The following is a 13664-nucleotide window of genomic DNA, read 5'->3' as shown; positions in this document are numbered from 1 at the left end:
CTCCCGCCCCGCTTCGTCTATAATCCCACCCCATCCCCATTCCGCAAAGGCTGCCTGAAATGACCTTCCCCAAGCTCCTCGTCCCCATCGTTGCCGCGCTGCTGCTTGCCGCCTGCGGTGCCACTTTCGCGCCGCAGGATTTGCCGCATTTGGCGGCGGGCGAGAGCCGCCGTTTCAAGCTGGAGCGGCTGGATGAAACCGGCGCGGCGGAGCAGGTGTCGCTGTTGGTGGTGCAGGGCGAGGCGGGCGAGCAGTCGCGCTGGATTCAAACCGACGCGTTCGGTGCGCCGCTGGCGCGTTTGCTGGCCACGCCGAGCGGCTGGCGGCGCGATGGTTTTGTGCCGCCGAACCATGCCGCGCAGGCAGTGTTCACGGCAATGTTCCCGCTGTTGGAAAACGGTTTTTCAGACGGCCGGCCGCGCGAGTTGGAGGGCGGTGGGGCGAAATGGCGGCTGACGCCTTTGGGAGAGAGCGATGAATAAGGCACGGGTATACCTCAGCCGGCCGGGTTTGGTGTCGGCTTTGGGCAGCGGTTTGGCGGAGCATTTGGATGGCCTGTTGAGGCCGTCTGAAAACAGCCCGCTCACGTTTTCCAGCGAATGGGTGAAGGGCAAAAACCGTGCTTTCGGCGCGCTAAACCGGCCGTTACGGGCATTTGCCGACCATCTGCCCGCCGAACACCGCAGCCGCAACAATCAATTGCTGTGGGACGCTTTGGCGCAAATCGAGCCGCAGATTCAGGCAGCCCTCAGCCGCTACGGCGCGGACAGAATCGGCGTGGTCATCGGCACGTCGGTGGGCGGCGCGGATGAAAATATCCCGCTGTTCCAACACGTTGCCAACGGCGGCGGCTGGGCGGACATTCCGTTTAAGCAGCAGGCGCAACTGCTTTCCTCGCCCGCCGATTTTGCCGCGGCGGCGTACGGCCTGCGGGGCGCGTGTTACGGCGTGTCCACCGCTTGCACGTCCGGCGCACGGGCGCTCATCAGCGCGGCACGGCTGCTGCGGCTGGGCGCGTGCGACGCGGTATTGTGCGGCGGCGTGGACACGCTCTCGCCGCTCACCATCAACGGTTTCGCCTCGCTGGAAGTGCTTTCAGACGGCATTGCCAACCCGTTTTCGCGCAACCGCAACGGCATCAACATCGGCGAAGCCGCCGCCGTATTCGTGATGACCCGCGAAGACGACGGCGACGCCCTGCCGCTCTTGGGCTACGGCGCCAGCAGCGACGCGCACCATATGTCTTCCCCCCGCCCCGACGGCCTCGGCGCGGCACAGGCTTTTCAGGTAGCCTTAAAGCACGCGGGCTTGCCGCCAGAAAGCATCGGCTGGATCAACCTGCACGGCACCGGCACGCTGCTCAACGACGGCATGGAAAGCCGCGCCGTAGCCGAAGTGTTCGGCAGCCACACCGCCGCCACTTCCACCAAACCGCTCACCGGCCACACCCTCGGTGCGGCCGGCGCGCTCGAAGCCGCCTTCGTATGGGGCATTGCCAGCCGCAGCGACAACCCGGAAGGCAGCCTGCCGCCCCAACTGTGGGACGGCCAGGCCGACCCCGAACTGCCCTCAATCGCGCTCACCGTTTCAGGCAGCCGATGGCCGCAAGGGCGGCGCATCGGCGCGAGTTCGTCGTTTGCCTTCGGCGGCAACAACAGCGTCCTCATCATCGGAGAAGAACATGCCCCAATGCCCGATTAAACAACCCGCCGCCCTCCTGCCGCACAGCGGCCGCATGGTGATGCTGGACGAAGTTTTATCCTACGACAACAACAGCCTGCACGCCATCTGCACCATCCGGCCCAACTGCATCCTGCTTCCCGACGGTGCAAACGCCCTACCCGGCTGGCTCGGCATGGAAATCATGGCACAAGGTGTGGGTGCATGGGCGGGTGCACACGCGCTGGACGCCGGCCGCCCCGTGCAGCTCGGCTTCCTGCTCGGCACGCGCAAACTCCACTTCGCCCGCCCCGAAATCCCCGTTGGCACCGTGCTCGACGTACAAATCACCCTATCCTGGCAAGACAACGCCACCAACATGGGCGTGTTCGACTGCACTCTCACCTGCCGCACCCCGCCCCCGGGCCGCGACGACCTCGCCCCCGGCACACTGCTCCTCTCCGGCGCACTCAACGTATTCAGCCCCACCAGCCGCGAGGCTTTGGACGCGATTTTGGGCAGATAAGTTTCAGGCAGTCTTGAGGCCGTCTGAAAGGCTACCTGAAAACATGATTTGCTACGAAGCTGCAACATGAATGAAACAAAGCGGGCTTAAAGCCCGCCGTTGGCACTGCCGTATCCACTCTTTCAGACGGCCTCAAACCTCTCCCAGGCTACCTGAAACCCACGCTTGCCAACACGCCCCTGCATCGGAATACACCCATGGAAACGTATTTCTACAATAAAAACATCAACTGCATCGAAGTTCAGCCCGCATTTATCCGTACCGCCATGCGGCAGGCCAAGCGTTACCGTTGCGGCATTCGGATTTTGAGCCGGCCGACGGTTGCCATCAACCCGACACCCGCGCCGAAACACGCCGTGGTGGATTTTGCCGATTTGGCCGCTTATCCCGAACTGCCGTATCTCCAAATCGGACACGATCTCGAGTCGCCCGAATTCATCAATACGGATGCCCTATACCGCTTCGAGCAATTGGACACCCTGGTCATCGCACAGCCAATCGACATCGACCTCTCCCAACTGCCCGCGCTTAAAGACTTAAGGCTGGACTACAACAAAAAAATCCGAAATATCGGGCAATGCACCCGCTTGGAGCGTTTATACCTTTGGTCTTACAAAGGCAAAGGCTTAACTGAATTCCAAAACCTGAAGCGGCTGAAAGACTTATTGCTGGTGCGCCCCTCCGTGTGCACATTAAACGGCATCGAAAACCTTACCGCCTTGGAAATGCTCGACATCAGCTATGCCCGCAGTCTGAACGACATATCAGCCCTGCACCGGCTGCAAGCAATACACCAAGTCAGAAATATTGGGCTGCCGGAAAAGTTTCATGACGAGGGGTTTTGGCAGAAATAGAAAGTAAAAAACGGCGGCATAGTAGTTCGGATGATTAGTTTTCAGATAGCCTTAAGCATTTAAAAGGCTACCTGAAAACGCGAGTAGGAAGTCAGCGAGGCCATGCCAACTAACGGTGCGTATACGCCGTGGGTTGGCATGGCCTCGCTAATATTCTGTATTTGCCTGCAGCTTACTTTTAGTAAGCCGCGTTTAGTAGGCTTTCAGGTAGCCTTTTTTACCTTATGCCTTTTCCCTCTAAGCATATTGCCAATGCTTCTTTCTCAAGCTGCACGGCGGTTTCTATAATGGCCGCCTGTTTTCAATTTTACCTGATTATGAACTGGTCTTATTTTTGGCGGGTGGCGCCGAAGTTTGCCGATGCCGCGCTGATTACTTTGAAGCTGTCGGCCTACAGCATTGGGCTGTCGCTCCTGCTGGGGTTGGCGGTGGCGGTGGTGACGGCTTATCGCGTGCGGCCGCTGTATTGGCCGGCTCGGGCGTATATCGAGCTTTCGCGCAACACACCTTTGCTGATTCAGCTGTTTTTCCTGTATTACGGCCTGCCGAAGGTGGGCATTAAGTGGGACGGCTTTACCTGCGGTATCTTGGCGCTGGTGTTTTTGGGCGCGAGCTATATGTCGGAGGCGCTGCGGGCGGGTTTGCTTGCGGTGCCCAATGGGCAGGTGGAGGCGGCCAAGGCGATTGGTTTGTCGCGCTGGCAGGTGTTCCGCTTTGTGGTGTTGCCGCAGGCTTGGGCAGTGTCGGTGCCGGCGGTTGGGGCGAATGTGCTGTTTTTGATTAAGGAAACTTCGGTGGTGAGCGCGGTGGCGGTGGCGGAATTGATGTTTGTCACCAAAGACATCATCGGCATGGACTATAAAACCAACGAGGCGCTGCTGCTGCTGTTTATCAGCTATCTGATTATTCTGCTGCCGGTGTCGCTGCTGGCGCGTTGGGCGGAAAGAAGGCTGCGGGAGGCGAAATATGGTGCTTGAATGGCTGTTTGCCGGCCAGAATGCGGCGCGTTTGGCGCAGGGCTTGTGGCTCACGGCGAAGATTTCGTTGATTTCGGTGGCGCTTTCCTGCGTGTTGGGCACGCTGTTCGGGCTGCTGATGAGGGTGCGCCATCCGCTGGTGCGGTTGATGTGCGCGTTGTATCTGGAAATGGTGCGGATTGTGCCGATTCTGGTGTGGCTGTTTGTGCTGTATTTCGGGCTTTCGGCTTGGACGGACATTCATTTGAGCGGCGTGTGGGTGTGCATTTGGGTATTTGTGGTTTGGGGCACTGGCGAGATGGGCGATTTGGTGCGCGGCGCGCTGGAATCGATTGAAAAGCATCAGGTGGAATCGGCCAAGGCACTGGGGCTGAACCGGCGGCAGGTGTTTTGGTATATCGAGCTGCCGCAGAGCGTGCAGCGGGCACTGCCGGGGGCGATTAACTTATTTACGCGGATGGTGAAAACCAGCTCGCTGGCTGCTTTGATCGGCGTGGTGGAGGTGGTGAAAGTGGGGCAGCAGATTATCGAGAATTCGCTGCTCACCATGCCGAACGCTTCGTTTTGGGTGTATGGCCTGATTTTCATACTGTATTTCTTGTGCTGCTGGCCGCTGTCGCTGCTGGCGGGCTATTTGGAAAAGAAATGGGAGAGCTGATATGGCTTTGCTAAACGTGCGCCACCTGCGCAAGGGCTACGGCGATACCGTGGTGTTGCAGGATTTGGATTTGAGCCTGGAGAAGGGCGAAGTGGTGGTGATTTTGGGCCCGTCGGGCAGCGGCAAAAGCTCCCTGCTGCGCTGCATCAACGGCTTGGAGCCGCACCAGGTCGGCAGCATCGAGATGGAAGGCGTGGGCGAGTTTGGCAAAGATGTGCCGTGGGAAACCGCCCGCCAGAAAGTGGGCATGGTGTTTCAGAGTTATGAGCTGTTTGCCCACATGAACGTGATCGACAACATTCTGCTCGGCCCGCTGAAAGCACAAGGGCGCCGCCGCGAAGAAGTGGAGGCGCAAGCCGACAAACTGCTTGCCCGCGTGGGCTTGCTCAACCGCAAAACCGCCTTCCCGCGCGAGCTTTCCGGCGGGCAGAAGCAGCGCATCGCCATCGTGCGCGCATTGTGTATGAATCCGGAAGTGATCTTGTTGGATGAAATCACCGCCGCGCTCGACCCGGAAATGGTGCGCGAGGTGTTGGATGTGGTGCTGGAGCTGGCGCGCGAGGGCATGAGCATGCTCATCGTTACCCACGAAATGGAATTCGCCGCCAAGGTGGCCGACCGGATTATCTTTATGGATCAAGGCCACATCATCGAGGAAAGCACGCCCGACAAATTCTTCACCAAACCCGAAAGCGGCCGCGCCCAGCAGTTTCTCAGCGGCATGGACTATTCGATTTAACCCGTTTAAAACCACTGCCGTATTTTCAGGTAGCCTGTACGGCGGTTTCACTCTACCTCTAACAGAAAAGGAAACATCATGCAGTTACACCAATCTTTCAAAACCTTATTGGCCACCGTCGTGCTCGGCTTCGGCCTGGCCGCCTGCGGTGGCGGCTCACAGGGCAGCGACCAGCCTGCTTCCGGCAGCAGCGCAGCCAACGCTTCTGCTGCTTCCGGTGCCGCCAGCGATGACGCACTGGCCAAAATCAAAGAGCGCGGCGTAATCCGCATCGGCGTGTTCGGCGACAAGCCCCCCTTCGGCTATGTGGACACCAACGGCCAAAGCCAAGGCTTCGACGTGGAAATCGCCAAATATCTGGCCAACGACCTGCTCGGCAGCCCCGACAAAGTGGAATTCGTGCTCACCGAAGCCGCCAACCGCGTGGAATACGTGCGTTCCGGCAAAGTGGATTTAATCCTCGCCAACTTCACCCAAACGCCCGAACGCGCCGAAGTGGTGGATTTCGCCAGCCCCTATATGAACGTGGCCTTGGGCGTGGTTTCCCCCAAAGGCGCGCCGATTACCGACCTTTCCCAGCTGGAAGGTAAAACCCTGCTGGTGAACAAAGGCACCACCGCTGATGCCTATTTCACCAAAAATCATCCCAACATCAACCTGTTGAAATTCGACCAAAACACCGAAACCTTCGATGCGCTGAAAGACGGCCGCGGCGTGGCGCTGGCACATGACAACGCGCTGTTATGGGCATGGGCCAAAGAAAACCCCAACTTTGAAGTGGCCATCGGCAACATCGGCCCGGCCGAGCACATCGCCCCCGCCGTGCGCAAAGGCGACCAATCCCTGCTCAATTGGGTGAACCAGGAAATCGCCGCCATCAAACAAGACGGCCGCCTGCACGCCGCCTACGAAAAAACCCTGCGCCCGGTGTATGGCGACAAAGAGGCGGAAATTCTGACCAAATAAAACGGTTCGGCAATCCGGTTGAAGTAAAGGCTACCTGAAAGCAAAGCACCGCAGAGTTTCTGCGAAGCTGGAATTTCAGGTAGCCTTTTGTTTGTGTGGAGTGAGGATGGATTTCTAGTTTGACCGCATTGCAGTATAGGTTTTCAGGTAGCCTTTACACCGCAACACTAGCCAAACAAAACCCCGCTTTGCAGCGGGGTTTGTCATCAAAGCCGTTCGGCTTATTTGCCTGCGGCGGTTACGGTGGCTACGGCCAAGTTGGCGCCACGGCGCAGGGAGGTGCTTTCCACGCCTTCCGGATATTGGATGTCGGACAGGTGCAATACATCGCCGGCCACAACTTTTTCGCAATCCAAAACCAGTTCAGACGGGATGTGTTTCGGATCCAGCAGCACTTCCACGCTGGTGCTCAGCAGAGCCATGCGGCTGTTTTGCAGTTTAACGGCCTGAGATTTCTCGGCGTTAACCAAGTGCAGCGGCAGGCGGATTTTGATCGGTTTGCCGGCTTCCACGATTTGGAAGTCGATGTGGCGCACTTCGCGGCGAACGGGGTGCATTTGGAAATCGCGCACAATCACGTCTTGCTCTTTGCCGTTCAGCGCCAGTTTAATGATGGCGGTGTGGAACTCTTCTTTCTGCAGGGCAAAGAATACGGTTTTGTGGTCAACGGAAACAGCAGTGGCGTCAGAGCCGGCGCCGTAAACTACGGCAGGCACACGGCCTTCGCGGCGCAGGCGGCGGCTCGCACCAGTACCTTGCTCTTCGCGCACTTGGGCTTCAATTTTGAAAGACATGGTAAAACTCCATTTAAGTTAAAAAAGCCGTCTGCCGGGCTGCGACCAACCCTGACGGCGGGGGATTACGGGAGGAACAATGCTCCCGGGGATGCCACATCCTCGTTGAAGAGGTATGAGACAGATTCTTCGTTGCTGATGCGGCGCATGGTTTCGGCCAGCAAACCGGCAATCGTAACCTGGCGGATACGGTCGCAGTTGCGGGCGGCATCAGACAGGGCGATGGTGTCGGTAATCACCACTTGGTCAATATCAGACGATGCAATGCGGTTCACGGCTTCGCCGGAGAACACGGGGTGGGTGGCATAGGCCAATACGCGTTCTGCACCGCGCTCTTTCAGGGCGGAAGCGGCTTTGCACAAAGTGTTGGCGGTGTCGATCATGTCGTCCACAATCAGGCAAGTGCGGCCTTGAACATCGCCGATGATGTTCATCACTTCGGCCACGTTGGCTTTGGGGCGGCGTTTGTCGATAATCGCCAAATCGGTGTTCAACACCTTGGCCACGGCACGGGCACGCACCACGCCGCCGATATCGGGGCTGACTACGGTAAGGTTTTCGATGCGTTGCTGCAGGATGTCGTGCACCAAAATCGGGGTGGCATAGATGTTGTCCACCGGAATATCGAAAAAGCCTTGAATTTGGTCGGCATGCAAATCCACGGTCAGCACGCGGTCGATGCCGGCGGTGGCGAGCATATTGGCCACCAGTTTGGCAGAAATCGGCACACGCACGGAACGCGGGCGGCGGTCTTGGCGGGCATAGCCGAAATAGGGGATGGCGGCGGTAATGCGGCCGGCGGAAGCGCGTTTGAGCGCGTCGGCCACGGTGAGCAGTTCCATCAGGTTATCGTTGGTGGGGGCGCAGGTGGACTGCAAAATAAACACGTCGCGGCCGCGCACGTTTTCCAAGAGCTCCACGGCGATTTCACCGTCGGAAAATTTGCCTACGGAGGCGCGCCCCAAGGAAATGCCAAGGTGTTTGACCACGTTCTCAGCCAAGCCGGCACTGGCGTTGCCGGCGAATACCATTAAACTTTCGTATGCCATTTCTTCATTACCTGTGTTGTTTGCGGTCTCGCCGCCGACTGTGGGAAACATTGCCGCTCCCTCGCGTTTGGGTTTGACTGGCTTGCAAACGGCGGATTATACGCCGAGCGCGGGCAAAACCAAAGTGCTGTTTGTGTGGAATATCCGCCAATTTTGTCGGCTTGATATCAGGACTAGGCAGCAAATACCTGTGTCCGGTTTATCCCGACCCCTAATTGAGCAATCAAAATTGAATAAACACGTTTCTATGGCAAGAAAATTCCTGTCGCTCTAGTTTCCATACTGATTTTGTTTTGGCGAAGCTCGCTATATTCGTTTTCAGGTAGCCTGTTGCTGCACAATGCGGCAACAAAAATAAAAGCATGTACACGTACATGCTTTTGTAAGGTGGCTGGGGATGTAGGATTCGAACCTACGCATGCCGGAATCAAAATCCGGTGCCTTAACCAGCTTGGCGAATCCCCAATTATATTGTTTACGAATCTGGCTGGGGATGTAGGATTCGAACCTACGTATGTCGGATTCAGAATCCGATGCCTTAACCAACTTGGCGAATCCCCAGTACGAACCTGCTATTACGGCAGGTGATTCAGGAAAGGTGCGAATTATGCGGTTTTTTCGGCACGTTGTCAAGCGTGCCTGATATTTTCGTTATTTCCCAAGATGGCTTGCAAGGGATGCCGATCCAAACCGCGCACACACCAGGCGGCCAGGTTTTCAGGTAGCCTGCTATAGATATACTCGGCTTCGCCTTGCGTGGCGCAGGCGGTAAACAGGCAGGCACCGGAGCCGGTGAGCTGCGGCGTGCCGTAGTCTTGCAACAGACGGAATGCTGCGGCCACGGGCGGATATTCGGCCAGCACCACGGCCTGCATATCGTTGCGGAAAGGTTGCAGTTGCGCGAAACCGGGTTGCGTACAGGGCGGGCTGTTGCGGGTGAGGCCGGGGTGGGCGAAGATTTTCGGGGTGGCCACATGTACATCGGGGCGAACCACCACATACCATTGTTCCGGCACGGCCAGCGGGCTCAGGATTTCGCCGATGCCTTGCACAAAAGCGCTTTGGCCGAACAGGAAAAACGGCACGTCCGCACCCAGCTTCAGGCCGAGCGCCCGCAGCGTTTCGGGCGGCACGGCAGTGTGCCACAAATGATTGAGGGCAAGCAGCACGGTAGCGGCATCCGAGCTGCCGCCGCCTAGCCCGCCGCCGCTGGGAATATGTTTGTCCAGCCAGATTTCCACGCCGTTAGGGCTACCTGAAAACTGTTGCAGCAGCCGGGCGGCGCGATGGCTCAAATCTTGTTCGGGCGGGATGCCGCCGGCGGGATTATGCAGGATGATTTGCCCGTCTTCGCGCGGCAGCAGCCATATTGTGTCGCATAGATCAATCAGGCAGAAGATGCTCTCGAGCAGGTGGTAGCCGTCGGCACGACGGCTGATGATGCGCAGGTCGAGATTGAGCTTGGCCGGAGCGGGAAAGGCCCGGGCGGCAGGGTGCGGCCGCATCATACAGTCTGCTCGACATCGGCGGCGCAGCTGCCGGGGCGGCGCTCAGGCTGGCCGAAGCGGTCGAACACCAGGCGCAGGCTCAAGCCGGTGCGTTCCAGCAGCAACATGCGCACTTGGCCGTCTTCGCCCAAATTGCGCTGGATTTTCCAGCCCATTTGCTGCAGGCGGCCGTCGGGCAGTACGCTGTAAGGTTCGCCGGGCACGCGCAGGCCGTTGGCCCAGCGGTCGATATAGGCCACGGGCAGGTCGTAGCCGAGCAGCTGGCGGCTGAGTTCGGCGGTGGTGGCGGCGCGGTAAACTTGGCCGTCGGACGCCACCGCCTGCACGCCGCCGCTGTCTTGGCACAATCGGCCCACGCTGTTGCCCAGCGGGGTTTTCACGTCAAACAGCTGTACGGCGGTAGTGCGCAGCCAATCGAAATTGGCATAGCTGCCGCGTTCGTTTTCCTTCACGCCCATGCGACCGGAAGCTTCAAATTCGGGCGTGGTGGCATCGTCGCGCCAGTTTTCGGCAGACATTTGCGTGCCAAGGCTGGTACAGGCGGCGAGCAGGAGGGCGGCAGAGATAGGGAGGAAATAGCGTCGGATCATGGGTTCTCACGGATTGGGTGGGTGGCGCTAGGGCGGAAGCCTAGCAGGAGCGTAGTGTCTAATGCGGATGTGGTTTTAGCTGCGCCGAAGCGGGCGCTTTCAGGTAGCCTGTTATGCATATTCGCGACCAAGTTACTGCTTATCTTGAGTGATGTGGCTGGACGGGTAAGATTGGCGGCCGCATAAGGGAATATCTATTTCAATACACGCTAAGGCTACCTGAAAACGGCAGGAACTGTTTTCAGGTAGCCTTTGATTTATTGGCTGCTGTTGCCTTCGCTATCGGCTTTTCCACCGGAAGACGGGAGAGTTACGTTGAGGCGTTGCAGGGTTTCCTGCAATACGGGTTTGTCACCGCCTTTGCGCTGGGCGGCTTGCCAGATAACGATGGCTTCGTTTTTACGGCCGAGTGTCCACAGCACTTCGCCGAGGTGGGCGGCTACATCGGCTTCAGGCAGTTTGGCGTGGGCGCGCTGCAAATACGGCAGGGCGGCCTGAGGTTGGCCTTGCTTGAACAACACCCAGCCCATGCTGTCTTGGATTTCTGGCGAATTAGGGCGGCGGTGCAGAGCTTGCTCGATGTAGTGGCGTGCCTGGGCTAGGTCAGGGTTGGGCAGGGAGAGCATGGTGTAGCCGAGGGAATTGAGGATGTCGGGGTTTTTGGGCACGAGCTCTTGTGCCTGCTTGAGGTCGGCCACGGCTTTTTCGGGTTGTTGCAGGCGGTCGGCATACAGGATGGCGCGCTGCTCGAGGATGAGGGCGATCATGGCGAGCGGCGCGGAGTTGTCGCTGTAGCGGCGATAGAGGCTGCGGATGCTGTTGAGGGCTTCGGCAGGCGGCTGCTCGCGGGCGATGCGCAGGTGGGCAACCAGGAGGTCGTCGGTGTTGAAGATGGCGTTGTTGCGGTCGGTGGAAATGATGGTTTCTGCGCGTAGCAGGGCATCTTCGGCCGCCGGCCAGTTTTTCTCGGCTTCGGCAATGCGTGCTTCCAGGATGTGTTTATCAAACTGGGCTTCAGGGGAGTTGGCGCGATTGAGCCAGTTGCGGCTTTCGGCTATGTTGTTGTCTTCAATCAGGCGCATGGTGGCGAGCAGGGCGGCGCGGCTTTTCTGCTGCTGGGTGCCGTGCAGGTAGGCTTTGTCGAAGTAGTTGATGGTGGTGGCCACGGGCTCTTTGCGGCGCACGGAGAGGATGCCGGCTTGGATGTAGAGGTCGGCATCTGGGGTTTTGGCCAGCATATTTTGCAGCAGGCGGTAGGCTTCTTCTTCGCGTTTGGCGGCGATGAGGGTTTCTACTTGCAGGTTTTGCCACATGGGGGAAAGATGGCGGCTGTCGGCATGGCGGAAGAAGTATTCGAGCACTTCAGGCTGGCGCTGGGCAATCAGGCGCAGGGTGATGCTGGTAATAGGGCGAATATCGCTGTCGAGGCGGGAGAGGCGGCGCAGTGCGGCGTTGGCATCGGCAGTGCGGCTGGCGTGGGCGGAATAAATGGCATCCGTGATGGCGGCCTCAGCTAGACTAGGGAAGCGGCCAGCAGCTTGGTGCACGAGACGCGCGGTTTGCGCATCGGCAGCTTCCGGGTGGTAGAGGGCGAGCTGGGACATGCGCAGGAATACGTTACGCATGCGGTGGCGGTCGGTTTGGTCGAGGATTTCGGGCAAGCCGGCGCGCACCGTGGCGACATCGCCCTTGGCTGCAGCCACAATCCAGCGTATACGTTTTTGTTCGGCCGAGGGTTTGGACTCGGCTTCCTGCCAACGTTCAAGCACTTGCTCTGCTAGGCGGACATCGGTGGCAAGGGCGATTTCGACGGCACGCTCGGCTACTGCCGGGTCGTTGGTGCGACGGAACAGGCGTATATAGGCAGAGAGGGCTTCACTGCCTTTGCCTTGCTGGAGGGCAATCTCGGAGGAGAAGGCCGTCATCAGATTGTTGGCGCGGTCGATGATTTGGCGGTGGGTCAGCGGGGTTTGCGAACCAGATTTGCGTGGAGCTGGCGCGGCTTGGGCGGCCAGCGGCAGCAGGAGGGCGGCAAGGGCGAGGGTGCGGATACGGGAATGCCGTGAAGACATGGTGGTTCCTTGGAATGGGTGTGCGGCAGCAGAAGGCTACCTGAAACTGTAAAGGGCAAAGTTTATAGCGCAAGTGTGCTTGTCTGCCACATATTTTTCAGGCTACCTGAAAACTTTTACTTTGTAATGTTCAGGTAGCCTGCTGGCGTATGGTGATGCAGCCTTAGATGCGCATCGGCATCACGATGTATTTGAAATCGGCGTTGTCGGGGATGGTAAACAGGGTGGAGCGGTTGGCATCGCCGAAGGCCAGTTGGATGTCTTCGGCGTGTACGTTGCGCAATACGTCCATCAGATAATTGATGTTGAAGCCCACTTCCAGCTCGGCACCCTGGTAGGCGATTTCCATCTCTTCACGCGCTTCTTCCTGTTCACTGTTGCTGCACAACACGCTCAGCAGGCCGGGGCGCAGCTGTAGGCGCACGCCGCGGAATTTTTCGTTAGCCAAAATGGCAGCACGTTCCAGCGCACCCAAGAACGGCTGGCGGCCGAGCAGGAAGATTTTGTCGTTATCTTGCGGAATCACGCGGTTGAAATCGGGGAACTTACCGTCCACCACTTTGCTCACCACCACGGTGTCGTTGCAGCGGAAGCGCACTTGGTTGTTTAAGAGCTCCACGGTAACGGGTTCTTCGGGGCGGTTGAGCAGCTTGAACAGTTCGAGCACAGTTTTGCGCGGCAGGATCACTTCGGCTTTGGGCAAGTCGGCATCAATCACGGCGGCGGAGTAGGCCAGGCGGTGACCGTCCGTGGCCACTAGGCGCAGATTGCTGCCTTCCACCTGCATCAGCAAGCCGTTGAGATAGTAGCGAATATCTTGCACGGCCATGGCGTATTGCACCTGCGAGAGCATATTGCGGAAGGTTTCTTGCGGCAGGGTGAAGGCAGAAACCACTTCTTCGCCAATGCTCATCAGCGGGAAATCTTCGGCTGGCAGGGTTTGCAAGGCAAAACGAGATTTGCCGGCCTTGAGGGTGAGGCGGTTTTGCGCCCAATCCAGTGCCACAATCGCGCCTTCGGGCAGCGCACGCAGGATGTCTTGCAGTTTTTTGGCATTGGTGGTGATGCGGAAATCTTCGGCATCGGTGTGCGGGCCATGGGTGTGGATTTGGATTTCCAAGTCGGTGGCCAAAATATTGGTTTGCCCGCCGGTGCGCTCAATCAGCACGTTGGAGAGAATAGGCAGGGTGTGCTTGCGCTCCACGATGCCGGTAACGGCTTGCAGCGGTTTGAGCAGAGTGTCGCGCTCGGCTTCTAAAATCAACATACAGA

General features: G+C 58.5%; 14 protein-coding genes and 2 tRNA genes. 8 read left to right on the top strand and 8 right to left on the bottom strand.

The features are described from left to right. The first annotated feature begins 59 nt into the window (after window positions 1–59). The 8 genes from ACO6EE_RS03680 to ACO6EE_RS03645 all read left to right on the top strand — a co-directional run bounded on the left by ACO6EE_RS03680 (window position 60) and on the right by ACO6EE_RS03645 (window position 6379). Window positions 60–482 (top strand): hypothetical protein, encoded by a 423-nt coding sequence (locus ACO6EE_RS03680; RefSeq protein WP_485959306.1) that lies wholly within the window; start codon window positions 60–62, stop codon window positions 480–482. Then, window positions 475–1701, top strand: a complete 1227-nt coding sequence (locus ACO6EE_RS03675) for a beta-ketoacyl-ACP synthase (protein WP_485959304.1) — start codon at window positions 475–477, stop codon at window positions 1699–1701. Before ACO6EE_RS03680 ends, ACO6EE_RS03675 begins: the two co-directional genes overlap by 8 nt. Continuing rightward, a complete protein-coding gene (locus ACO6EE_RS03670; protein WP_485959302.1) occupies window positions 1682–2185 on the top strand; it encodes a hotdog family protein in 504 nt (167 codons plus the stop codon). The genes ACO6EE_RS03675 and ACO6EE_RS03670 overlap by 20 nt, the downstream gene beginning before the upstream one ends. A gap of 197 nt (window positions 2186–2382) precedes the next feature. Continuing rightward, the gene (locus ACO6EE_RS03665; RefSeq protein ID WP_485959300.1) at window positions 2383–3039 is read left to right on the top strand and encodes a hypothetical protein; all 657 of its coding nucleotides are present in this window, start codon (window positions 2383–2385) and stop codon (window positions 3037–3039) included. A 317-nt stretch (window positions 3040–3356) separates the two neighbouring features. Beyond that, the gene (locus ACO6EE_RS03660) at window positions 3357–4016 is read left to right on the top strand and encodes an amino acid ABC transporter permease (RefSeq protein ID WP_485959299.1); all 660 of its coding nucleotides are present in this window, start codon (window positions 3357–3359) and stop codon (window positions 4014–4016) included. Then, window positions 4006–4674 (top strand): amino acid ABC transporter permease, encoded by a 669-nt coding sequence (locus tag ACO6EE_RS03655; RefSeq protein WP_070630285.1) that lies wholly within the window; start codon window positions 4006–4008, stop codon window positions 4672–4674. The genes ACO6EE_RS03660 and ACO6EE_RS03655 overlap by 11 nt, the downstream gene beginning before the upstream one ends. Before the next feature lies 1 nt (window position 4675). Next, the gene (locus ACO6EE_RS03650; protein WP_485959298.1) at window positions 4676–5413 is read left to right on the top strand and encodes an amino acid ABC transporter ATP-binding protein; all 738 of its coding nucleotides are present in this window, start codon (window positions 4676–4678) and stop codon (window positions 5411–5413) included. Between the two features lie 78 nt (window positions 5414–5491). After that, complete coding sequence (locus ACO6EE_RS03645; RefSeq protein WP_485959297.1) at window positions 5492–6379, top strand: cysteine ABC transporter substrate-binding protein; 888 nt, start codon at window positions 5492–5494, stop codon at window positions 6377–6379. A gap of 221 nt (window positions 6380–6600) precedes the next feature. Here the strand turns inward: ACO6EE_RS03645 and ACO6EE_RS03640 are convergent, their stop codons facing one another. The 8 genes from ACO6EE_RS03640 to dnaN all read right to left on the bottom strand — a co-directional run bounded on the left by ACO6EE_RS03640 (window position 6601) and on the right by dnaN (window position 13659). Next, window positions 6601–7173: a 50S ribosomal protein L25/general stress protein Ctc gene (locus ACO6EE_RS03640; RefSeq protein ID WP_485959296.1), complete on the bottom strand. Its 573-nt coding sequence runs from the start codon at window positions 7171–7173 to the stop codon at window positions 6601–6603. 65 nt (window positions 7174–7238) lie between these two features. Continuing rightward, a complete protein-coding gene (locus ACO6EE_RS03635; RefSeq protein ID WP_153711269.1) occupies window positions 7239–8222 on the bottom strand; it encodes a ribose-phosphate pyrophosphokinase in 984 nt (327 codons plus the stop codon). 388 nt (window positions 8223–8610) lie between these two features. Continuing rightward, window positions 8611–8687: transfer RNA gene (locus ACO6EE_RS03630), tRNA-Gln, on the bottom strand. Between the two features lie 19 nt (window positions 8688–8706). After that, a tRNA-Gln gene (locus tag ACO6EE_RS03625) sits at window positions 8707–8783 on the bottom strand. Window positions 8784–8851: 68 nt separating this feature from the next. Further along, window positions 8852–9730, bottom strand: coding sequence for a 4-(cytidine 5'-diphospho)-2-C-methyl-D-erythritol kinase (gene ispE / locus ACO6EE_RS03620; RefSeq protein WP_485959295.1), 879 nt, complete (start codon window positions 9728–9730; stop codon window positions 8852–8854). Next, on the bottom strand, window positions 9727–10320 hold the full coding sequence (locus tag ACO6EE_RS03615) for an outer membrane lipoprotein LolB (protein WP_485959294.1): 594 nt from the start codon (window positions 10318–10320) through the stop codon (window positions 9727–9729). Before ACO6EE_RS03615 ends, ispE begins: the two co-directional genes overlap by 4 nt. Window positions 10321–10577: 257 nt before the next feature. Next, on the bottom strand, window positions 10578–12392 hold the full coding sequence (locus ACO6EE_RS03610) for a tetratricopeptide repeat protein (RefSeq protein ID WP_485959293.1): 1815 nt from the start codon (window positions 12390–12392) through the stop codon (window positions 10578–10580). A gap of 163 nt (window positions 12393–12555) precedes the next feature. Further along, window positions 12556–13659: a DNA polymerase III subunit beta gene (dnaN, locus tag ACO6EE_RS03605; protein WP_485959292.1), complete on the bottom strand. Its 1104-nt coding sequence runs from the start codon at window positions 13657–13659 to the stop codon at window positions 12556–12558. Window positions 13660–13664 lie beyond the last annotated feature (5 nt).

This window comes from Eikenella sp., assembly GCF_057315495.1.
Note: the sequence above shows the minus strand (reverse complement) of the source record. Positions and strands in the feature narration are given on the sequence as shown.